Annotated in this window: 21 protein-coding genes; 13 read left to right on the top strand and 8 right to left on the bottom strand. The window is 61.9% G+C overall.

Features of this window, described 5'->3' with window-relative positions; translation table 11 throughout:
* The first annotated feature begins 78 nt into the window (after nucleotides 1–78).
* From ACVISU_RS30830 to ACVISU_RS30850, 5 genes are all read left to right on the top strand, one after another.
* Nucleotides 79–1,242 (top strand): ABC transporter substrate-binding protein, encoded by a 1,164-nt coding sequence (locus ACVISU_RS30830; RefSeq protein ID WP_050401060.1) that lies wholly within the window; start codon nucleotides 79–81, stop codon nucleotides 1,240–1,242.
* A gap of 111 nt (nucleotides 1,243–1,353) precedes the next feature.
* The gene (locus ACVISU_RS30835; protein WP_050401059.1) at nucleotides 1,354–2,226 is read left to right on the top strand and encodes a branched-chain amino acid ABC transporter permease; all 873 of its coding nucleotides are present in this window, start codon (nucleotides 1,354–1,356) and stop codon (nucleotides 2,224–2,226) included.
* Nucleotides 2,223–3,257 carry a branched-chain amino acid ABC transporter permease gene (locus ACVISU_RS30840; RefSeq protein ID WP_456709454.1) on the top strand — a complete coding sequence of 345 codons (1,035 nt, stop codon included), beginning with the start codon at nucleotides 2,223–2,225 and terminating at the stop codon, nucleotides 3,255–3,257. Before ACVISU_RS30835 ends, ACVISU_RS30840 begins: the two co-directional genes overlap by 4 nt.
* 5 nt (nucleotides 3,258–3,262) lie before the next feature.
* A complete protein-coding gene (locus ACVISU_RS30845) occupies nucleotides 3,263–4,060 on the top strand; it encodes an ABC transporter ATP-binding protein (RefSeq protein WP_157113445.1) in 798 nt (265 codons plus the stop codon).
* Complete coding sequence (locus ACVISU_RS30850; RefSeq protein ID WP_050401140.1) at nucleotides 4,047–4,751, top strand: ABC transporter ATP-binding protein; 705 nt, start codon at nucleotides 4,047–4,049, stop codon at nucleotides 4,749–4,751. The genes ACVISU_RS30845 and ACVISU_RS30850 overlap by 14 nt, the downstream gene beginning before the upstream one ends.
* Here ACVISU_RS30850 and ACVISU_RS30855 read toward each other — a convergent pair.
* From ACVISU_RS30855 to ACVISU_RS30865, 3 genes are all read right to left on the bottom strand, one after another.
* Nucleotides 4,686–5,087 (bottom strand): hypothetical protein, encoded by a 402-nt coding sequence (locus ACVISU_RS30855; RefSeq protein ID WP_456709455.1) that lies wholly within the window; start codon nucleotides 5,085–5,087, stop codon nucleotides 4,686–4,688. The two genes, ACVISU_RS30850 and ACVISU_RS30855, sit on opposite strands and share 66 nt — an antisense overlap.
* 171 nt (nucleotides 5,088–5,258) lie before the next feature.
* Nucleotides 5,259–5,888 (bottom strand): thiamine pyrophosphate-dependent enzyme, encoded by a 630-nt coding sequence (locus ACVISU_RS30860; protein WP_456709456.1) that lies wholly within the window; start codon nucleotides 5,886–5,888, stop codon nucleotides 5,259–5,261.
* The gene (locus ACVISU_RS30865) at nucleotides 5,882–6,406 is read right to left on the bottom strand and encodes a thiamine pyrophosphate-binding protein (protein ID WP_456709457.1); all 525 of its coding nucleotides are present in this window, start codon (nucleotides 6,404–6,406) and stop codon (nucleotides 5,882–5,884) included. Before ACVISU_RS30865 ends, ACVISU_RS30860 begins: the two co-directional genes overlap by 7 nt.
* Nucleotides 6,407–6,605: 199 nt before the next feature.
* On the opposite strand from ACVISU_RS30865, the gene ACVISU_RS30870 reads away from it, so the two are divergent.
* Genes ACVISU_RS30870 through ACVISU_RS30890 form a run of 5 tightly spaced genes read left to right on the top strand, consistent with a single transcriptional unit; the run spans nucleotide 6,606 to nucleotide 11,145 of the window.
* Nucleotides 6,606–7,619 carry an ABC transporter substrate-binding protein gene (locus ACVISU_RS30870; RefSeq protein ID WP_456709458.1) on the top strand — a complete coding sequence of 338 codons (1,014 nt, stop codon included), beginning with the start codon at nucleotides 6,606–6,608 and terminating at the stop codon, nucleotides 7,617–7,619.
* 24 nt (nucleotides 7,620–7,643) lie between these two features.
* Nucleotides 7,644–8,495 (top strand): ABC transporter permease, encoded by an 852-nt coding sequence (locus tag ACVISU_RS30875; protein WP_456709459.1) that lies wholly within the window; start codon nucleotides 7,644–7,646, stop codon nucleotides 8,493–8,495.
* Complete coding sequence (locus ACVISU_RS30880; RefSeq protein ID WP_456709460.1) at nucleotides 8,495–9,316, top strand: ABC transporter permease; 822 nt, start codon at nucleotides 8,495–8,497, stop codon at nucleotides 9,314–9,316. The genes ACVISU_RS30875 and ACVISU_RS30880 overlap by 1 nt, the downstream gene beginning before the upstream one ends.
* Nucleotides 9,317–9,328: 12 nt before the next feature.
* Entirely contained in the window at nucleotides 9,329–10,438 is a 1,110-nt protein-coding gene (locus ACVISU_RS30885) for an ABC transporter ATP-binding protein (RefSeq protein WP_050401050.1), read from the top strand.
* A complete protein-coding gene (locus tag ACVISU_RS30890) occupies nucleotides 10,414–11,145 on the top strand; it encodes a hypothetical protein (RefSeq protein ID WP_456709461.1) in 732 nt (243 codons plus the stop codon). Before ACVISU_RS30885 ends, ACVISU_RS30890 begins: the two co-directional genes overlap by 25 nt.
* A 151-nt stretch (nucleotides 11,146–11,296) precedes the next feature.
* On the opposite strand, the gene ACVISU_RS30895 is transcribed toward ACVISU_RS30890, so the two are convergent.
* Nucleotides 11,297–12,502 carry an ABC transporter substrate-binding protein gene (locus ACVISU_RS30895; protein WP_456709462.1) on the bottom strand — a complete coding sequence of 402 codons (1,206 nt, stop codon included), beginning with the start codon at nucleotides 12,500–12,502 and terminating at the stop codon, nucleotides 11,297–11,299.
* A gap of 68 nt (nucleotides 12,503–12,570) precedes the next feature.
* On the opposite strand from ACVISU_RS30895, the gene ACVISU_RS30900 reads away from it, so the two are divergent.
* From ACVISU_RS30900 to ACVISU_RS30910, 3 genes are read left to right on the top strand one after another with little or no spacing between them, the layout of a single operon-like run.
* Nucleotides 12,571–13,347, top strand: coding sequence for a helix-turn-helix domain-containing protein (locus ACVISU_RS30900; RefSeq protein ID WP_456710940.1), 777 nt, complete (start codon nucleotides 12,571–12,573; stop codon nucleotides 13,345–13,347).
* Nucleotides 13,348–13,350: 3 nt separating this feature from the next.
* Complete coding sequence (locus tag ACVISU_RS30905; protein ID WP_050401047.1) at nucleotides 13,351–13,788, top strand: cupin domain-containing protein; 438 nt, start codon at nucleotides 13,351–13,353, stop codon at nucleotides 13,786–13,788.
* A gap of 26 nt (nucleotides 13,789–13,814) precedes the next feature.
* The gene (locus ACVISU_RS30910) at nucleotides 13,815–14,942 is read left to right on the top strand and encodes an iron-containing alcohol dehydrogenase (RefSeq protein WP_456709463.1); all 1,128 of its coding nucleotides are present in this window, start codon (nucleotides 13,815–13,817) and stop codon (nucleotides 14,940–14,942) included.
* A 201-nt stretch (nucleotides 14,943–15,143) separates the two neighbouring features.
* Here the strand turns inward: ACVISU_RS30910 and ACVISU_RS30915 are convergent, their stop codons facing one another.
* The 4 genes from ACVISU_RS30915 to ACVISU_RS30930 all read right to left on the bottom strand — a co-directional run bounded on the left by ACVISU_RS30915 (nucleotide 15,144) and on the right by ACVISU_RS30930 (nucleotide 20,253).
* On the bottom strand, nucleotides 15,144–16,136 hold the full coding sequence (locus tag ACVISU_RS30915; RefSeq protein ID WP_456709464.1) for a Csu type fimbrial protein: 993 nt from the start codon (nucleotides 16,134–16,136) through the stop codon (nucleotides 15,144–15,146).
* Between the two features lie 87 nt (nucleotides 16,137–16,223).
* Nucleotides 16,224–18,521 (bottom strand): fimbria/pilus outer membrane usher protein, encoded by a 2,298-nt coding sequence (locus ACVISU_RS30920; protein ID WP_456709465.1) that lies wholly within the window; start codon nucleotides 18,519–18,521, stop codon nucleotides 16,224–16,226.
* A 142-nt stretch (nucleotides 18,522–18,663) separates the two neighbouring features.
* Nucleotides 18,664–19,407 carry a fimbrial biogenesis chaperone gene (locus ACVISU_RS30925; RefSeq protein ID WP_456709466.1) on the bottom strand — a complete coding sequence of 248 codons (744 nt, stop codon included), beginning with the start codon at nucleotides 19,405–19,407 and terminating at the stop codon, nucleotides 18,664–18,666.
* An 84-nt stretch (nucleotides 19,408–19,491) separates the two neighbouring features.
* Nucleotides 19,492–20,253 carry a Csu type fimbrial protein gene (locus ACVISU_RS30930; RefSeq protein ID WP_456709467.1) on the bottom strand — a complete coding sequence of 254 codons (762 nt, stop codon included), beginning with the start codon at nucleotides 20,251–20,253 and terminating at the stop codon, nucleotides 19,492–19,494.
* Nucleotides 20,254–20,272 lie beyond the last annotated feature (19 nt).

The following is a 20,272-nucleotide window of genomic DNA, read 5'->3' on the forward strand; positions in this document are numbered from 1 at the left end:
TGGCCAGCATCCATAAGCTGGCGCGCTGCACCGGTGTTTCGTTCCCTAGGCATGGCTCATGCGAGCACAGGAGGAAAGATGAGGCGAGCACACGGATTGATTACGGGCGCGGCCCTCGCCGCGGCGATGTCGACCGCACTGGTGACGGGCGCGGCGGCTCAGACCATCAAGATCGGTGTCAATGAGCCGCTCACCGGTCCGTTCGCCGCTTCCGGTACGTATGTCGTGAACGGCGCCAAGATTGCCGCCGACGAAATCAACGCCAAGGGCGGTCTGCTCGGTCGCAAGATCGAGTTGGTCATCGAAGACAACAAGAGCAATCCGACGGAGGCCGCAGCCGTAGCCGAGAAGCTGATCACCGGCGACAAGGTGCCAGTGATCATGGGCGCCTGGGGCTCGAGCCTGACGCTCGCAGTGATGCCGAAGCTCATGGAATACAAGGTCCCGATGGTGGTGGAGACCTCGTCCTCCAGCAAGATCACGACGTCGGGCAATTCCTACATCTTCCGTATCTCACCGCCGTCCTCGGTCGAGGCGACCGAGTTCAAGTCCATCATGCCGTCACTCGGCATCAAGAAGGCCGACTTCCTCGTCATCAACAATGACTGGGGCCGCGGATCGGCCGAGGACTTCGGCAAGGTCATGAAGGCGCAAAACATTCAGGTCGGCCTCGTCGAGATCATGGATCAGGCCGCGCAGGACATGAGCGCCCAGCTTGCCAAGATCAAGGCGACCGACTCGGACACGATCATGGTCACGACCGCGGTCGAGCAACTCACCCTGGTGTTGAAGCAGGCCGCCGCGCTCGGCATCACCAAGCGGATCGTCACCACGGGCGGCTCGCAGAATCCGGATCAGCTGATCGAGCAGGCCGGCGCCGCGGCGAACGGCTCCATGCATCTGACGACCTTCGCGCCCTGGTATCCGGACAAGACCCCTGACCCGGCAGCGACGAAGTATTTCCTCGGCGAATGGAAGAAGCGCGGCTATGCGATCGCCGGAGCGACCGAGAGCTTCCGCGGCTACGACGGTATTCGCACCATCGCCAATGCGATCCAGCGGGCCGGCAAGGCAGAGCCTGCGGCGATCACCGATGCGCTTTGGACGACCGACTTTGCCGGCCTGAATGGTCAGATCAAGTTCCAGAAACAGGGGCCGGCCGGCAAGGAAAGCGGCCAGAGCATGCCCAATCTCTATCTGATCAAGATCGAGAACGAGAAGATCGTCCTGTCCGGCTCCTGAGCTCGACGACTTGCGGAAGGCGCCGCCATAATTGGTGGCGCCTTGGCACTGCATCGCCCATTGAACATGCTCTGAAGAGAGGATCAGCGGTCGTCCGGCCGGGAAATCAGCATGACCGAGCTTCTGCAACACATCGTCAACACGCTCATCCTGGGCAGCACCTACGCGCTGCTGGGTATTGGGCTCACGCTCATCTTCGGTATCATGCGCGTCGTCAATTTCGCGCATGGCGAGCTGTACTCCTTCGGGGCCTATGCGCTGTATTTCGTCGGTGTGATGCTCGGCCTGAATTTCTTCCTTGCGCTGATCGTGGCGGTCGTGTTGGGCTGCTTTGCTGGTGCACTGATCGAAGTCGTCCTGTTGCGCCCGATGCGTGGCGCGGACATCGATACGACCATGCTGGTCATGATCGGCGCCATGATCGTGATGCAGAATGGCGAGCAGTTCGTCTGGGGTGGCGTTGCGAAGTCGGTTTCGACGCCGTTTCCGGAACTTCCGCTCGTCGTTGGTTCGATTTCGGTGTCCTGGTTGCGCCTGTTCGTCTTCTGCGCGGCCCTCGCCCTGATCGGCGTGTCCTATCTCCTGATCAACCGCACAAAGCTCGGCAAGGCAATGCGCGCGACCTTCCAGGATCGTGACGCCGCGGCGCTCATGGGCGTCAACATCCAGTTCATCTACATGGCGACGTTCGCGATCGGCTCGAGCCTCGCGGCAGCGGCGGGCGCATTGCTTGGGCCGGTCTATGTCATCTCCCCGCAAATGGGCAATCTCGCATCATTGAAGGCTTTCGCCATCGTCATCCTGGGCGGTCTCGGCAGCATCGGCGGGGCCACCATCGGCGGCTTCCTGCTGGCGCTGGCTGAGGAGCTTGGTGCCGGATACGTTTCGTCGGGCTACCGCGACGCCATGGGCTTTCTGATCATCATAGCCGTTCTCCTCTTCAAGCCGACCGGCCTGTTTGCACGCGCGGAGCGGATCGGATGAATCGCCTGATCCGCTATGTGGCGCTCGCAGCGTTCGCATCAGTCCCGCTTTGGCTGCACGATCCGTATCTGCTGAACGCCTTCATCACGACGGGTATCCTCATCATTGCGGCGATGAGCCTCAATCTCCTGCTCGGGTACACGGGACAGCTGAGCCTGGGTCACGTCGCATTCTTTGGCATCGGAGCCTACACCAGCGCGCTGGTGTCGCTGGGCTTCGATGTCGAATTGATCGGCGGTATCCGCGTGGTTCACGAACCCTGGCCGGTCTGGATCGGGTTCGTGATCGGCACGCTGGGTGCCGCGCTCTGCGGCTACGCCGTCGGGAAGCTATCCTTCAAGGTGCGAGGTGCCTACTTCGTCATCGTGACCATCAGCTTTGCGGAAGTGGTCCGGCTGATCGCGCTGAACTGGGTCGAGTTGACCCAAGGACCGCTGGCCTTGACCTCGATCCCGCCAATGACGCTGGGGCTGCCCGGGGTCGGCTATCTCGACTTCTACAGCAAGCAATCCAACTACTACCTCGTGCTAGCCGTCCTTGTGGTGTCCTACATCGTCATCCAGCGTCTCGTCTGCTCTCGTGTCGGGCGGGCAATGATCGCGCTCAAGGAGAACGAGTCGCTCGCGGTCTCGGTCGGGATCGACGTGACCCGCTATCTGGTGCTGGCCGCGGTCTTTTCGGCGGGCATCGCGGGGGCCGCCGGCAGCCTCTACGCCCATTACCTCAAGATCATCGATCCCGACGTGTTTGCGTTTCTCTACACGGTCACGATGGTGATCATGGTGATCTCGGGCGGCAAGGGCACCCTCGCGGGCCCCATCGTCGGCGGCCTCATCTTCGGCTTCATTCCGGTCGCCGCCCGGTCTTTCGCCACCCCTGAGATTCAGTGGATCCTGTATGGCCTGCTGATGATCATCATCGTCTTCGTGCTGCCCAAGGGAATTGTCCCCGCCATCGAGAAGTGGTTCGCAGCGTCTGGCGCCCGCGCCGATCCTGAGCCGCTCCAAGCCAAGATGCACGACGCGCCATGAGCATTATGCCCGCCAATACCCCGCAGCCGGTTCTGTCCGTTGAACATATCGCCGTGCATTTCGGCGGGTTGATTGCGATCACCGACATGAGCTTCGTCGTCAACCAGGGTGAAATTGTCAGCCTGATCGGACCGAACGGCGCCGGCAAGACGACGGCCTTCAATGTCATCACCGGCTTTCTGCGGCCGACCAAGGGCGAGGTGCGCTACAAGAATACGTCGCTGAGTAACCTCAAGCCGCATGAAGTCACGTCACTTGGCCTGGCGCGGACCTTTCAGCGTACCAGCGTGTTCCAGAGCGTGACCGTGTTCGAGAATGTGATGATCGGCTTGCACCGGCGCAGCCGGTCGACGCTGCTGGATACGCTGCTGGCACTGCCGCGCGAAGGGCGCGCGGAGGCGGAGCTGAGGAATCTGGCGCACGAACTGCTCGAGATCGTAGGGATCGCGCGCCGTGCGGACGAGCTCGCGGGGTCGCTGTCCTACGGTGACCAGCGTCTGCTCGGCGTCGCGCTTGCACTTGCAACGGACCCGTCGATGCTTTTGCTGGATGAGCCGGTGTCAGGCATGAACGCGACGGAAACCGCCCGGTTCATGGAACTGCTCAACAGGCTGCACGGCCGCGGCATGTCGATATTGCTGGTGGAGCACGATGTGCCCATGGTCATGGGCGTCTCCGATCGCATTGTCGTGCTCAACTACGGCCGCATCATTGCCGAAGGGCCGCCTGCGGCGATCCGCGGCAATCCCGAGGTCATCCGTGCCTATCTGGGTGAAGGAGCCAGCCGGCATGCTGCACATTAACGGTCTGGTTTGCCGGTATGGCAAGGTCGAGGCGCTCAAGGGCGTCACCTTGTCGATCGGGCAGGGACAGTTGGTCGCGCTGATCGGAGCGAACGGTGCCGGCAAAAGCACGACGTTGCGGGCGATCTCGGGAATCCTGCCGTCGGCGGCCGGACGTATTACGTTCGACGGGCACGACATTACGAAGTGCTCGGCGCGGGAAATCCTGGGCAAGGGAATCGCGCATTGCCCTGAGGGGCGGCGTGTGTTCCCTGATATGACCGTCGACGAAAATCTCGACATGGGCGCGTATCTGCGCTCCGACCGTCGGGAGATCGCGGCAGATCGGGAGCGGATCTTCGCGATGTTTCCGCGACTGGCCGAGCGCCGCCATCAGGTGGCGGGAACGCTATCCGGCGGCGAGCAGCAGATGCTGGCGATCGGGCGCGCGATCATGTCCAAGCCCAGGCTCATGATGTTCGACGAGCCATCGCTCGGTCTGGCCCCCAACATCGTCGAGCAGGTGTTCTCGATCATCGATGGCATCAGGAAGTCCGGGACGACGATCTTGATGGTCGAGCAGAACGCCTACTCGGCGCTCGAGATGTGCGACTATGCATATCTTCTGGAGACCGGTTCGATCGTTCTATCCGGCAGCGGCAAGGATCTGATTGACGATGAGCATGTGCGGTCCGCTTACCTGGGTGGCTGACCGCAGGTGAACCGGAGCCCGCCAGATCCGGTCCTGCCGCGACGGCGCAGCGCCCAGGATGAGTTCAAGGGAAGGCCATGCCTCACCGGAAGACGAGCAAATCCACATCAGCAAGGCCTGGGGCACCGACATTCGACGTTCGCCGCGTTGCGGATGATCTGCAGCCGCCGTCTCACCAAACTCATCAGCTTGGACCGGGGAGCCGCCGTCATTGAAGTGAATAACCGGCATGCCGACGGAAATCGACGCGGCCACATCAATCCGCAAGCCGTCCTGGTTGCTGTGCATCGTTGTCGTCGTCCTCATCAAGAGCGAGCGAACCAGCAAATAGTCCATGGTCCTACACATCGTACTAGGTGATGAATGACGGACAAGTTCAAAGTTTCGACGTCCCGTGCCTAAGATCGCAGCGTCGTCCCCTGGTGACATGTGGGAGCGCGCAAAAAGCGGCCCGCTTCGATAACGAAGCGGACCGCTATGATTTGCACAAATGCAAAATCCGGTCGGCTAGGGCCGCTCGAGCATCCCGCCGCCGAACAGCGTCGGGATGTACCGTGGCGCCTCAATCGCAGCCATGAAGCGATGTTTTGTTGCGACCGGATCGAGCGAGATCGGGGGCCGTACGACTTCGATGTCGGGCTCTGTCGCCAGAACCAGGACTCCGACGCCATCGCGCTTCTCGGCCGCGGCGATGCGGGCAGCGAGTGCGCCCGGCGCATTCAGATTCTCGGCGTGCTGGATTCCCGAGGCGCGCGCCAGTTGTGCCAGATCGAGCGCTGCGTTGGTCAGGGCCTGGCCGCCCGAAGCTGCGTGAACGCCGTTCTGGATCAGGAGGATGGTGAGATTGGATGGGTTCATCGCGCCAATCGTAACGAGCGCGCCCATATGCATGAGCAGGGCGCCATCGCCCTCAACCGCAATGACCGGGCGGTCCGGTTGAGCAATCGCCAGGCCCAGCGCCAGCGGGAGGGTTAGTCCCATGGCGTCTTCGAAGTAGAAGTTCTCCGGCGCGTGATGCAGCGATGCCCACAAATACGAGGCATTGCCGAGCGACGTCACGACGAGCGCGCGGGACGGCAGACTGCCGGCAAGCACCCTGTAGTAATCGGTGCGGGTCGGTCGTGCATTGGTCACCACTGGATATCCTCCCGACCCATCAGCAGGGCAAACGGACACGAAGCTTCCTCCGCATAGGTTGCGGCATGTTCGATCTGCGGACCGATCGGACGGTATCGATCGGTGCAGGCATGGGCGAGGCCGATGCCACGGAAGACCGGCTCCGTCGCTCGGCCCTTCGGTATGTGGTAGAACACCGGATCGTCGGGCGTGCCCCGGTAGGACACCAGCATCAGAAGCGGGAATTGGTAACGCTGCGCGAGCGACACCATGCCCGCGCCCATGCTGAGCACGCCGGCATTCTGCACCAGCAGGGCGGTGCGGACGCCGCCGAGCCGGCTTCCGCAAGCGATCGCGAGCGCCTCCTCCTCATGGGTTGCGCGCACCAGCGTCATGCCCGGCTCCCGGTCGATGCGAATGAGAATTTCGCCCAGCCAGCTGTCGGGGACGGAGACGACGGTGCCGAATCCAAGACGCTTGAGCGCATTCAGAACGGCCGACGGCCGATGGGCCTCTAAAGCTTCCGTCGATGTCGTCATCGACTGCCTCCGCGATTTCAACCAACGTCGAGCGCAGGCTAATCGCAAAAGGTACTATTGTCGATAAGACAAACCTATTGCGGGTCGATGGGCCGCCTGATAAAAGGTACTATTAAGCAGATGATAAGTTTAATTTCATGACCGAGGATTGCAGCTGGAGCCGGGCGCTGCATTCCTTCGCTGGAGGGAGACTGCACCTATGCTTCGCCTTTGGTCTGTGTTGATCGCTGTTCTGATTGCGTTGCCGGCTCACGCACAAGACAAGCTCGTTGTCAGTATCTGGGGCGGCAGTTGGCGTGATCTGGTGGCCGAGACGGTTGCCAGGAAATTCACCGCCGAAACCGGCGTGCCGGTCGAATTCATCACTGGCGGCACGATCGATCGGCTGAACAAGGAAAAGCTCGCCAAGGGAAATCCCGAAAGCGACGTGACGTTCACGACCTCGCATGTCGGGTGGCTCTATGCCAATGACGGGTTGTTCGAGGCGATCGATACCTCGAAGATCCCCAATGCGAAGAATCTCGCGGACGAGGCGCGGATCAGTCCCTATCACCTCGGCGCCTGGGCTTATGTCTACACGATCGGCTACCGCCCCGATCTGATCAAGGATACCAAGTTCGAGAGCTGGAGCGATCTCTGGAAGTCGGAGCTGAAGGACAAGCTCGCCGCTCCGGATTTCGATCCCGGCCACATCATTGCAGTCTCCGCCATTCTTGCCGGCGCCGACCCGGCCCATTGGGAAAAGGGCGAGGAGAAGCTCAAGGCGCTGAAGCCAAACTTCAAGGCGTTCTACACCAACGACGCCAACAGCCAGCAACTGCTCGCGAGCGGCGAGACGCCGGTGCAGATCGTGCTCTCGATGAACGCCTACTACATGATCGGGCAGGGCATTCCGATTGCACTCGCGATGCCGAAGGAAGGCGCGGTGCTGGGTATCGACACCGTCGCGATCATGAAGGGGTCGAAGAAGGCGGACCTCGCGTACAAGTTCATCAACACGCTCTATGACCCCGACATCCAGGCCGAGATTTCGAAGCAGAAAAAGGGGAGCCCGGCAGTCCTCAACGCGAAGATCGACCCGGACATCGCCAAGCTTCCTGGCGTCTTCACGTCGGCGGAGCAATGGAAGCAGCAGATCAACATCGACGCCAAGCTGCGCGCCGGCAAGACGGCGGAATGGCGCAAATGGTTCGCCGAAAACATCATGAACTGATCCGTTGCCAGATCGGCCCCGCTCATGAATCAGCAGCCATTCCTGCGCATCTTCACAGCGCCGGCGACGCTGTGTGCCGTCGGATTCCTCGCGGCGATGGCTGCGGTCCTGCAGTACAGCCTCAGGGCCTACGTGCCGGGATCGCTCGATCCCGGCGGATTGACGCTGGCGAATTTCGCTGACCTCCTGAAACCACTCTATGCGCGCGTGTTTCTCGATACCGTCGTCGTGTGCGCGATGACCGCGGTCGTGACGTTGATCGTCGGATATCCGCTGGCCTATGCGCTGGTGCGCGTCGAACAGCCGATCCTGCGATCCATTCTCCTCGTGATTGTCGTGACGCCGCTGTTTCTGGGCGAGGTCGTTCGCACCTATGCGTGGATCATCGTCCTTGGCAACAACGGCTTCATCAATTCGTTGCTGATGTCGCTCGGCCTCATCGGCAAGCCGCTGCAGCTGATGTTCACGTCATTCGGCGTTGTGGTCGCTCTCGTGCACGTCACGCTACCGGTCATGGTCATCATGCTGGCCGCCGGACTATCCCATATAGACCGCGACTATCCCCGAGCGGCCGAAAGTCTGGGAGCCGGGCCCATTCGCGTGTTCCTGACGGTGACATTGCCGCTGTCGCTGCCGGGCGTGGTCGCCGGCACCACGACGGCATTCGCCTGGACATTCTCGGCATTCGCCACGCCGCAGCTGATCGGCGGCGGCCGCGTCAATATGATCTCAAATCTGGTCTACCAGCTTGGGTTCTCGAGCTTCAATTTCCCCTTCGCCGCGACGTTGTGCGTGGCCGGGCTGGCTTTGACGGCTCTGGTGCTTGGACTTCTTCGGCTTGCCTCCCGCCCGCTTCGGAAGATCGAGGTGCACTGATGATCCCGCGCTCGACCTATCAGAAAGTGCTCGGCTGGATCGGATTGCTGACGGTGTTCGTCATCGTCGCGTTTCTCATCTTGCCGGCAGCGGTCGTGACGATCGCCGCGTTCAACGACAAACCCATCCTGTCGTTTCCGCCGCAGACCTGGTCGTGGCGTTGGTTCGGTCGGGCCCTCGCCTACGAGGATTTCCGGCAAGGGTTCTTCAACGGCCTGATCGTCACGACCTGGAGCTCGACGATCGCGCTGTGCGTCGGCGGCATGTTCGCATTTGTCATCGATCGCTACGAGTTTCCGCTCAAGTCCGCCATCGAGGGAATCCTCATCTCGCCCCTGGTGATTCCGCATTTCACGGTCGGGCTCGGCTTTCTCATCCTTGCGGCGCAAGTCGGCCTGAGCCGCGGCTTTGCCATCGTCGTGATCTGTCACGTCATCCTGGTGCTGCCGTTTGTGTTGCGCAGTGTGTACGTGTCGCTGAGAAATCTCGATCAGAGCTACGAACACGCGGCATCAAGCCTCGGCGCCGGACCGCTTCGTGTCCTGGCCACCGTCACCCTGCCGCTGCTGCTGCCCGGGCTCGTCAGCGGCTGGCTGTTCGCGGCGATCCTGTCGTTCAACGAGTTCACGGCTTCGCTGTTCGTGACCTCGCAACGCACCCAGACGCTTCCCGTCGCGATGTACAATTACGTGCGCGAGTTCGCCGATCCATCGATGGCGGCATTGTCGGTCATGTACATCGTCGGGACCGCCGCCCTGATCGCCTTTGCCAATGCGTTCCTCGGGCTCGGCAAGGTCCTCAATATCGAGCAGTCTCACTAGGGAGCACGGATCTTGAAGCCGTCTGCGAATCTTGAAGGGGAACAAGCGGCGGTCCATTTCGACGTCGTGAGCAAGCGATTTGACGATGTGGTGGCCTTGAACGACGTGACGCTCGGCATCGGCCGCAGCGAGTTCGTGACGCTGCTTGGTCCATCGGGATGCGGCAAGACCACGCTGCTCAAGCTGGCCGCTGGCTTTCTGGGGCCGGACGGCGGTTCGATTTCGATCGAAGGCAAGCGCGTGAACGACATTCCGACCTACCAGCGCGGCATCGGCATGATGTTTCAGAACTACGCGCTGTTTCCGCACATGAGTGTGGCGGAGAACGTCGCTTACGGCCTGAAGACGCGGCGCGTCCCCAGGGCTGAGCGCGACAAGCGCGTCGCCGATGCGCTGGCGCTGGTTAAGCTGATGGGCATGGAGAACCGCAAGCCCAGGCAATTGTCCGGTGGCCAGCAGCAGCGCGTTGCGCTCGCGCGCGCGCTCGTCATCAATCCGACCGTGCTGCTGCTCGACGAGCCGTTCTCGGCGCTGGACAAGAGTCTGCGGAGCTCGATGCAGGTGGAGTTGCGGGAGATTCAGCGCAAGCTGGGCCTGACCACGATCTTCGTGACGCACGATCAGGGCGAGGCCCTGAGCATGTCCGACCGCATGGCGGTGATGTCCGAGGGCCGTATCAGGCAACTCGGAAGCCCTGTCGACGTCTATCGCAGCCCGGCGGACCCGTTCGTCGCCAGCTTTGTCGGCGACAACAACAGGCTGCGCGGCCAGCTTGTGAGCATACAGGCCGAGCAAGCGATCGTCGCACTTGGCGATGCCCTGGTGCAGGTGCCGGGCGAGCGCCTGTCCGGGCTCGAGAAGTCCGCGGCGGTCGACTTGTTCGTCCGCCCCGAGCAGTTCAGGATTGTGGCGCCCGGGGAGCCGTGCGTCATCAAGGGGAGCGTTGTTGCCCAGATCTACCAGGGTGGCCACGTCGATCTTCAGATCGAGTGCTCTGGAAGCGTTGGGGACCGGTTGCTGGTGCGATCTCCGGGGGAGCAGGCCGTTCTGCGCTGGCCAATGGGGGCGCCTGTCGGCGTAGCTATCCAAGCAGATCGATGTTCCGTCTTTCCGGCAGCCTGATCGTAATCGTCTTCGCAGAAGGTGAAGGAATCAAGCTTGCGGGATATTGTGAGTCTTGGCTGGGCGGCGCCCATTTTGTTGTTTCCTGCGATGTCGTTAGCGCCGTTGTCACCGGGCATGTGGTCGCGCAACTCCGGAGAGAATGCTTGAGTGAGCCTCGATCAACCACAGCAGCGGGGGCGATCAGCACGTACATCGCGGCAAAGGATCGAAACCTGCCCCTGCTGATGAAGCGTGCGTTCGTGCCGGATTGCGAGCTTCAGATGCAGCTCCTGACCGACGCAATCTCCTTTCCAAGCTCCGCTCACGGCTTGGAGAACGTCACCGATGTTCTCGTAAGAAGCTTCGGATTGCAGTACGACAATGTGCGCACCTTCTGCCTTTCACGTCCTGCCGTCGATCGCACTCCGCGGTTTCAATGCGACTGGCTGGTGGGAATGTCGAACAGGTCGGACGGCGGCGTGCGCGTCGGGTGCGGTGAGTACACTTGGGATTTCGATGCCGCCGGAGACGGTCGCGTCAAGCGGCTATTCATCAAGATTGAGTTGATGTGCGTGCTGCCGGCCAGCTATCAAGCGCCCGTCCTGCAATGGCTTTCGCTGGTTCCCTATCCCTGGTCGTCATGCAGCGAGGCGTGGGCTGGTTTGCCATCAATCGACGCCTTGACGCCGATTGCTCAATTCCTTCGGCGGGAGCCACGCAACTGACTGCGGCAGTTGAACGCTGCAGAACCGTCCATCGATTTCAGGCCTTGGTGACGAAAGCACGCCAGAGGCCACGAGACGCCGCTCGATAACCTGCATACAAGCCGTTACGGCGATGGCGGACGGTGGTGTAGGTCACCGTCCGCCTGCGCCGTTACTGCGAGACCAGCTCGCAGCCGCCCTCGCCGAGCGGGCGGAAGGCCTGTTCGGCGGGTATCGTCGCGACGATGTCGTAGTAGTCCCATCGTCGGTTCGAGGCTGCCGGTGTCTTGACGCGCGCCAGGTACATGTCGTGCACGAACTGGCCGTCTGGGCGCACCGTGCCGCGCGCGAACGCGTCGCCAACGGGCAATTCGCGTATCTTGGCTGCGACGGCAAGGCCATCGTCGGAATTTGCGGCCTGAACCGCGCGCAGGTAGTGACGCACGGCCGAATAAACTCCGGCCTGGGTCATGGTCGGCATCCGCCCAACCTTCTCAAAGAACTTGTTGGCCCACGCCCGCGACTCGGCATCGCGATCCCAGTAGTATGCGGTCACGAACTGCAGGTTCTGCGCGGCTGCGAGGCCCATCGCGTCGACGTCGGTGAGGAATACGGTCGGTGCCGCCAATGCCTGCCCGCGGGTGATGCCGAATTCGGCGGCCTGCTTCACCGAATTGGTCATGTCGGCGCCGGCGTTGGCCAGCGCAATCACCTTGGCGCCGGACGCCTGCGCCTGCAGCAGCACCGAACTGAAGTCTGCGGTGTTGAGCGGGTGGCGTACCTCGCCGACTACCTTGCCGCCGCCGTTCTCGACTGCGCGGCGCATGTCGGCGGCGAAGGCGTGGCCGAACGAATAGTCCACTGCGATCAGAAACCAGCTGTCGAGCCTCTGCGCGGTGAGCGCCCGCGCGAGACCGTAGCCGTTGGTATAGCTCGTGTAGACCCACTGGAATGAGGTCCGCGTACAGGCCTTGCCGGTGAAGTCCGAGGAGGCAGACGCGTTTAGCACGATCTTGTTGCGTTCCTTGGCGAGAGCGGTCACCGCGAAACCGACGCCGGAATTTGAAATGTCGGCGACGGCATCGACTTTCTCCGTGTCGAACCAGCGCCGCACGATGCCAAGCCCGATGTCCGGCTTGTTCTGGTGATCGGCCGAGACGATCTCGACCGGCACGCCGCCGATGCTGTTGGCGAATTCCTCTGCCGCCATCTTGGCCGCGACGACCGAGCCTTCGCCGCCGAGATCGGCATAGGCGCCGGAGCGGTCATTGAGGACGCCGATGCGGATCACATGGTCGGACATCGCGGCGTGCGCGACGGGAATGTGCAGCAGCGTCGCGGTCATGGCCGCGCATAGGGTCCTGAGAGTGGTTGTCATGGTCGGGGGTTCCTCCGGGGGCGTCTTGTTTGCCGTTTGGCTTTGTTGCGTGGTACGCAAATTTGCTTGTGCTCGACGCGGAGAGCCGTAGGCATCTCCAGCAGTTTCGGCGCGGGCCACAATGTAAATTGCTTGTAGAGCAATTTTTATTGACAGAGAAGCAAATTCGAGAGAGGGGCGGAGCAATGAAAACGCAGGACGAGACGCTGGCGAGGCTTGGAGCACGCATTCGCTCGCTGCGGGAGGAGCGTGGCATGAAGCTGAAGGATCTGGCCGACAGCACCGGGCTGTCCGATGCCTTCGTGTCGCGCCTCGAGCGTGGGCAGGTGTCGAGCTCCGTTGCCAATCTGATCCAGATCGCGCAGGCGCTCGACATCGGCGTCAGCGAGTTGTTCGCCGCGCCGCAGGACCAGTCGCGCAGCCACGTCACGCTGCATCGCCATGGTGACGATGGCGAAGACCAGAGCATCCCGAGCACCGGCTACCGCTGGCGATTGTTCGCGGGCGGCATGCCGAACGATGACCTCGAGGTATTTCACCTCTCGTTCCCGCGCAAGAACCGGATGGACCTGATGGTGTCTCATCCGGGGCAGGAATACTGCTACGTGATCAGCGGTCGCATCCGCTTTCACGTCGGCGCCGAGGTGTTCGATCTTTCGCCCGGTGAAGGCATTTTTCTCAACTCCGAGCTGCCGCACCGCGCCGACAACATCAGTGAGGACGAAGCCCGCATCCTGATGGTGGTCGCGAAGTCGCCGCAGAAGGTCGAGCATTTCGACTGGTGGCGCGTGCCGAGCGCCGCCGCCCCACCTCGATCACCCAAGAGCAAGCCCCAAGGAGACTGATCCATGCAGACCGCAACCGCGACCGGCAGGCACCTGCCCTATGAGGCGAAGCACATCGACGATGTGGAGTGGGAGACCATCCGCTGGCCCGGCGAGACCGGCAAGATGCTGTTCCACCCGCGGCCGGAGCGGCCGACCGAGCCGAACGCGGGCATCCTGCGGCTGGAGCCGGGCGCGCATCATCCGATCCACAATCACGAATTCGCGCAGGTCTGGTACATCCTGAGCGGCGAATTCCGGATCGACGACAATGTCTACACGCAGGGCACGATGATCTTTCATCCGGACCCGCATTTCGAAGGCAAGTTCGAGACCGCGACCGGCGGTGATATCCTGATCGTGCAGTATCCCGGTCCGACCACCGGCGGGCGGCCGATCTATGCGGGGCGCTTCAACATGGAGCAGCGCCGCGACATCTCCGAAGAACGCACCGATCTCTGATCGATCGACGCAACGGACGACTGGCCATGGCGCTGATCACCTATCTGACCACCATTCGCTTCGGCTTCGGCGAGGCGGATGCGCTCGGCGACGAGATCGCAGCGCTCGGTATCCGTCGGCCGATGCTCATCACCGACCGCGGCATCGTCGCGGCCGGCCTGGCGGAGCGCGTGAACGCCCCGCTCGGCACTGCGCCTGTCGTGTTCGACGCGACGCCGCCGAACCCGACCGAGCGCGCGACGCTGCAGGCGCTCGCACGCTATCGCGAGGCCGGATGCGACGGCCTCGTCGCGCTCGGTGGTGGCTCGCCGATCGATCTCGCCAAGGCGGTGGCGCTGCTCGCCACCCATGCCGGTCCGCTGGCGCAATATGCCGCGATCGACGGCGGCGTCGCGCGGATCACCGCCGCCGTCGCGCCGGTGATCGCGATTCCGACCACTGCCGGCACCGGAAGTGAGGTCGGTCGCGCGGCCCTCATCACGCTCGGGGACGGCCGCAAGGTCGGCCTGATCAGTCCGCATCTGATCCCGGCGCGTGCCATCTGCGATCCGCTGCTGACGCTCGGCCTGCCGCCGGTAATGACGGCCGCAACCGGCATGGACGCACTGTCGCATTGCGTCGAGACTTTTCTGTCGCCGCGCTTCAATCCACCAGCGGATGCGATTGCGCTCGATGGCGCCGCGCGCATCGTCGGCCATCTCAAACAGGCCGTGACGGCGGGCGATGACCGCGACGCCCGCGCCGAAGTGATGATGGGCGCGCTGCAGGGCGGCCTGTGCTTCCAGAAGGGCCTTGGCGCGGTGCACGGGTTGTCGCACGCGCTTGGCAGCCTCGCGTCGCCGAGCCTGCATCACGGCACACTCAATGCGGTGCTGATGCCTGCCGTGATGCGCTACAATGGTCCGGCGATCGCGGCCAGGCTGCCGCTGCTGCGGCTGGCGCTCGGTCTGGCTGATGATGCCGACATCGCCGCGTTCTTCGATGCGCTCAATGCCGAGCTCAATCTGCCGCGCGGCCTGCGTGCCATGGGTGTGCCGGCCTCGGTGTTGGACGACATGGCGGAGAAGGCGGCGAAGGATCATTCCACCGCCACCAATCCGCGTCCGGTGGATGCCGACGGCTATCGCGCCATTTTCCAGGCGGCCTGGGAGTGAATAGAGCGCAGCGATGATTCTGGCCGGCGATGCCGAACGGCTCCATCGCCGCAGCGCACGTGGGTCCCGGAGCCAAGGTTCTGGTGCGAAACTGTTGCGGTCATCGGCGTTCGAAATTGAAAGAGTTGGACATCTGCCGCGATCGGCGATCTGTCGATTTTAACCTTCGGATCTTCAAGCCGATAATCCGGGAAGGTCGGGCTAGAAGGTCACGGTGACGACGATGGTGTCGGCGTAGGCTCCTGGAGGGGGCGAGATTTGCGGTGGAACGCGCCCATAGACTGAAACGTTCTGGTTCAACGCTGTTCCTGTGCCAAGCACGCAGGTACTGGCGCCGGACGTGCAGGTCGTGGCGGATGTCGTACTCGTCCAGGCACCGGTCCGCGCCGCATCTGTATAAAGATTATAGTTGATGAAGCTGGAGTTTGCCTGCATGCGCCGCTGGCTGCCGCTTGCGTGTAGTCCGTTGTCGAGGCCGATCGAGTAGGGGGTCGTATTGGTGCACTTCACCGAAATCGTCCCAACGCCGTCAATATTCGACGTCAACAGCGAAGCGTTACCGAAGTTGAGCGGCGTGGTCGAAACAATGCAATTTCCGGCGATTGTCGCCGTCCATGGTGAGGAGCCTGCATTTGTCGTCGTTCCGGGGTTCGACGAACAATTCGGGCTTGTAAGAAGATAGGCCGCGTAGGCGACGACCGGAGAGTTCGTACTCCAGACGTAGGTCCCAGGTATGGTTGCCTGTTGATTGGCGAGGAAGCGTCCATAGACGGTCAAGCTTTGTTGCGCGGGCCCGCCCAAAAGAGGAAGGCTGAGATTGATGCTGACGCCACCGGAGCCATACGCGGTGGTTCCGTATCCCCAGGATCCCCAGACCTGCGTGCGCCCGGAATCCGAATAGAGCTCGTGTACTGCCGTATTCGCTCCACTTCCCAGCGATCGAACCGAGCTGCTGCTGTTGGGCGCCCCATGGTTGAATTGCACACACGCATTGACCGTGCAGCCGAGCGCACAGCCGCTGCATGTTACGGTGAATGTCGAAGTCGTATCGACGGCGCCGCCCGCCAGAATGTCGACGGATCCGTAGTTGCCGGACGCCGAGGTAACGGAGCAGCTTTGGGCGTGGGCCGAAAACGATGCCGCAAATTGCAGGAGCAAGGCGAAGAGCAAAGTTCGCTTTGAGCCGATGAGCACGATTTCGATCTCACAATGCGCGTTGGTCGGAACGAATGATCGAGGAGATTGATGTTCGAAGACGCTGTTTACGCATGAATGACTGCATCATCGGCACGCGACGCCAGGAATCTGGACCTGTTCGCCGGGCCTCGGAACAAACGCAAACGTTGCGTGGCAGCGCATGCCAGCTAACTCGATTTCGGCTTCGTTCATTGACGATAGCCCCTTGATATAGGCCTGTCCGTCGTAGCCTACGACAAACCCGCCTCCGCCAGTCATCTGGCCGACGGCCCCGGCCGGCAGAACGCGATTGTCAGGCCCGACAAAGGTAACCAGCGCAGCCGTGGTCTCCTTGCGGACGTCGAATCTGACGAGCATCCCGGCGCGATCGGCCGGAGCGACGATGTCATGTGTCGTCGCTGCTTCGTCGTCGACCGGAAGGTTCGTCGGATCGATCGCAATCTTGTTCTTCTGGTAGGACCGGAGCGTCGGGATCAGCAGCATGCCGCTGGAATCGGTGACACCCGCCCGGCGGTTCTCGCTGAGGACCTCGACATCCGGCACGCCAGTCGCGACCACCGCGAAACTGTCATCGATCCAGTTCGAAAGGAAAACGCCACCCCCCATGGTCGTGATCGACCCACGCAGTTCCAGTGATCCCACGCTGCCGGATCCGGCCTGGCTTGCGCCTGCCTGGATGGTGCCGTAGCTCGACCTGTAGGAAGCCGTTGCCTCCCGGTACCTCGATGAGCCTTCGGAATCGTGGATGCGCCAGCCGTAGCTGCCGGGCTCCGGCCCAAGCGACTTGACGGCATCGACGGTGCCGGTTGTACCGCCCCGTCCGCTCGAAACCCCGGTCGTAACAGAAGCTGAGTCGCCAAAAGGGATGCTCAAACCGGCGAACACGCCGGTATTTCTTTTGGCACGGAAATCGTGGAAGACGGTGGAGAATATCGACGCAGGGTAGGGCAACGAACGCGAGTAAGAGGCCGTCACGATATTGGAACGATGGCCTGAGTCATCGCGCAGACCGACAAAGCTTGCACTCAGGCTGGCCCGGGGGTCGAACGGCATCGGAGCGCTGAAAGTGATGCGATCGAGTGCGACCGGCGCACGGGCGCTGCCATAGATGCCGGTCACATAGGCAAACGAGTTCGACAACGAGGCAATACTGCCGGGCAGGTAGTTGAACAGACCGTTCAGATTTTGCAGGCCCCCGTTCAACGCCACGATGTTTTGCAATCTTGCGGTCACCGAGGCAAGGTCGTCATAGGTGCCGAAGGTGTGCTGCGAACTCGCCGAAATGCTCACGCCGAAGAGCCGCGTCTCATAGGAAGCGTAGCTCTGCAGACCGCGGTTCGTGCCGCTTCCGCTGCCGGCCAAGGCCACGGCGGCGACACCGATCGTCCCGGTCCTGAAGATACCGCCGATGCCACCATTGATCACGCCAGCTCCGCCTTCGACGTGCGCCTCTGCCGTCAAGCCATCGTAGATACCTCGTCGCAGGGTCGCAGAGCCGACCGGCGAGCCGATGTAGACGTCACTGCTCGAGCCGTAGGACAGCCGCGGCAATCCGCCCTCCACCGACCAGCTGCTCAGCCCGGGCGCAAGCAGGCTCGAAGTCGCATAAAACGGCGCTGACGTCTGGATTTCGTGACCTGCCGAATCCCGCACCACGAGTTGCGTCGTACCGGCGCCGGAAATCAGCGGTACGTTGTTCACGCTGAAAGGGCCGGACGCGACGTCCTGAGAAAATGTCTTGATGTTGTTGACATAGACATCGACGGTTGACGGCACTGCCGCGCTTCCGCCGATGGTCGCGAGCGGCGCGGTAATGAGATCGGGCCGCAGGGCAAAATCGCGCTGAGCCTGAAGGCCACCGATCCTGATCGGCCGCGACCAGGCCAGTCCACCGTTGATCGTATCCCCAGCAACGTAGCCGATCATCCGGTCCTGGTCGGAATACTGGAAAGACGAATTCAGCCGTGTCGCCTGCGCAGGCTGCTGCGGACCAGTGCGGACGATCGCCGACTGTTCGGCGGTGCCGTATGGCGAAAACGCCCGAGCATCGAGCAAAAGCGATGTGTTACCGACCCCGATCAATCGCGGGGTAGCTGCGTTGCTGGTTGAACTCAACAGGTCATAATTCAGCACCGCACCGGGATCGGCCCGCGCCCTTGGCAGGTTCCCGCCGGAGCCGCCTGCGTCAAAGAGCTGCGGCTTGCGTCCGGCTTCGTCGACGGCAATGAATATCCGCTGTGTTCTCTCCTCATATCGATACTTTAGGGTCGGGACATCATCCAGTGCGATGATTTCGCCCAGTCGATGCGATGGGCCCGGTTGCAGGCCGAGGCTTTCAAGTTCCTCTACCGTTCCGCCGATACGGCCGTCGTCGAACCGCACGAATGATCCGATTGTTCGGGCTGGCATGGAGTTGATCACGACATCGAGTTGCAGATTTGTCTGGTTTTCTCCCGCGTGCGAACGCCCGGCACAGAGGACCATGCCGAGGAGTGCTAAGACGGACGCAAGCGTGGAGCCTCTTCTACCGCCGAGTAGGCGACTCAATAACCGCATGAGTCTGGCCCTTGTCCGTTTCCGCCGTGACAGAGATGGATCCGCCAGATCCGAAGCCGCGAGGATATTTCGGCGTGGCCCAACTCATGGAGGAATGTCCGAGGACGTAGCCGAGGAGACCGTTGCCAAAGGACAAGGTAGCTCCCGAAGAGTCCTTAAGCCCCAAGTTTGCGATGCGTAGCCGCTCGTCGCCGGCATTGCTGGTCACGACGGTCAGTTGGCCGGCTTCAGTACGGAGCGCCCAGGTAATTTGTGGCCGGCTGATCTCGCGACCACGAAAAAACGCCGGGATCGACTGTCGTACCAATAGATTGACGCTGCGACCTTGGCTGCCGCCTGCTCGCGGCAATTGGTCGACGATGACACGATAGCTTTCTTCGCCATTGACCGGCTGTTTCGACACCCGCACGACCCGCACGACGTAGTCTGAATGAGGTGTCATCCTGACGGCCGGAGGTGATGCCACCACATCGGTTGTCGGTTCAAGACTCTCCTTGCCGTCGGACTGCGACCAGCGAAGCACGCGGGTCTGGACCTCGACGTCGGCATCTTCGTCATTGCGCAGCGTCAAGGAAGCCGCCGCCGCCGGCGCATTCAGTTCCAGGAGAACCGGCTCAACGCGAAGCGCGGCGGCATGGGCAACCTCCATGCATGCCAAGTTTGCGGCAAACGCGGCCAGCAGCGTCGGATTTTGATGCATCGCGATGCCCAATCGATTTCGAAATCGTGCGCTTAAAAGGCTTTTCGTCGATACGCAGATGCAACGGAATAACGGGCCGCTGCTGCGGCCCCTTCTTCAATAGGTGATGGTCATGACCACCGTGTCCGTATAGGTGCCGGTGCTCGGTGCGGTGCCGGTAGCGGGAACGGTGCCGTAAATGTTGATCGTCTGCGCCGATCCGTTACCGGTGCCGAGAAAGCAGCCGTTCGTGGTCGTGCAGGCGGTGCTGCTGGTAGCCGTAGTCCAAGGGTTGGTGTGGGCTGAATCAGTATAGAGATCGTAGTTGATAAAATTCCCGGCATTCGCCATCCGCCGCTGGCTGCCGGACACATTTGCTCCGTTGTCCATGGCGATGGAGTACGGGCTGCCATTGGTGCAGGTGACCGAGACGGTTGTGCTGCCCGACTGCAAGGTGGTCGCGAGCGTTGTGCCGGACACGCTCCCGAAATTGAGCGTCGCAGCGTTGATTGTGCAAGACGCGGTGATGGTGATCTGAACGGTCAAATTTGCGGTCGATGTGCCGGCCTGGGCGGACGTTTGATAACCGGATGCCACGGCAACGAAGAGTGCGAACGCTCCCGTTCGCGCAGCCTGTCCCATTCGTCGCTTCAGCAAAGGTCCGCGGTCGTCGCGGACGCGAATCGTTCGACAAGGATCGAAAACCGGGCGGGCCGCTCTCCTGGTCAGCCGGCAAACGTCTTCGGTATCTTCCAATGAATTCGTTTTCATCGCCAATTGTGCCCGGACACGCAGGCCATCGTCGTCAAACAAAAAATCAAAATTGAGTAAATTTTGAATGAGCGAAAGCTTCGCCGGGCCTGATCGAACTATCGACAACTATGGCCCCATCAAAAAC

It is taken from the genome of Bradyrhizobium sp. USDA 4452, assembly GCF_054063575.1.

Excerpts from the sequence above, each read along its gene's own strand:
- ACVISU_RS30830 (WP_050401060.1), top strand. The coding sequence starts at position 79 with ATGAGGCGAGCACACGGATTGATTACGGGCGCGGCCCTCGCCGCGGCG.
- ACVISU_RS30835 (WP_050401059.1), top strand. The coding sequence starts at position 1,354 with ATGACCGAGCTTCTGCAACACATCGTCAACACGCTCATCCTGGGCAGC.
- ACVISU_RS30840 (WP_456709454.1), top strand. The coding sequence starts at position 2,223 with ATGAATCGCCTGATCCGCTATGTGGCGCTCGCAGCGTTCGCATCAGTC.
- ACVISU_RS30845 (WP_157113445.1), top strand. The coding sequence starts at position 3,263 with ATGCCCGCCAATACCCCGCAGCCGGTTCTGTCCGTTGAACATATCGCC.
- ACVISU_RS30850 (WP_050401140.1), top strand. The coding sequence starts at position 4,047 with ATGCTGCACATTAACGGTCTGGTTTGCCGGTATGGCAAGGTCGAGGCG.
- ACVISU_RS30855 (WP_456709455.1), bottom strand. The coding sequence starts at position 5,087 with ATGGACTATTTGCTGGTTCGCTCGCTCTTGATGAGGACGACGACAACG.
- ACVISU_RS30865 (WP_456709457.1), bottom strand. The coding sequence starts at position 6,406 with ATGACGACATCGACGGAAGCTTTAGAGGCCCATCGGCCGTCGGCCGTT.
- ACVISU_RS30870 (WP_456709458.1), top strand. The coding sequence starts at position 6,606 with ATGCTTCGCCTTTGGTCTGTGTTGATCGCTGTTCTGATTGCGTTGCCG.
- ACVISU_RS30875 (WP_456709459.1), top strand. The coding sequence starts at position 7,644 with ATGAATCAGCAGCCATTCCTGCGCATCTTCACAGCGCCGGCGACGCTG.
- ACVISU_RS30880 (WP_456709460.1), top strand. The coding sequence starts at position 8,495 with ATGATCCCGCGCTCGACCTATCAGAAAGTGCTCGGCTGGATCGGATTG.
- ACVISU_RS30890 (WP_456709461.1), top strand. The coding sequence starts at position 10,414 with ATGTTCCGTCTTTCCGGCAGCCTGATCGTAATCGTCTTCGCAGAAGGT.
- ACVISU_RS30895 (WP_456709462.1), bottom strand. The coding sequence starts at position 12,502 with ATGACAACCACTCTCAGGACCCTATGCGCGGCCATGACCGCGACGCTG.
- ACVISU_RS30905 (WP_050401047.1), top strand. The coding sequence starts at position 13,351 with ATGCAGACCGCAACCGCGACCGGCAGGCACCTGCCCTATGAGGCGAAG.
- ACVISU_RS30910 (WP_456709463.1), top strand. The coding sequence starts at position 13,815 with ATGGCGCTGATCACCTATCTGACCACCATTCGCTTCGGCTTCGGCGAG.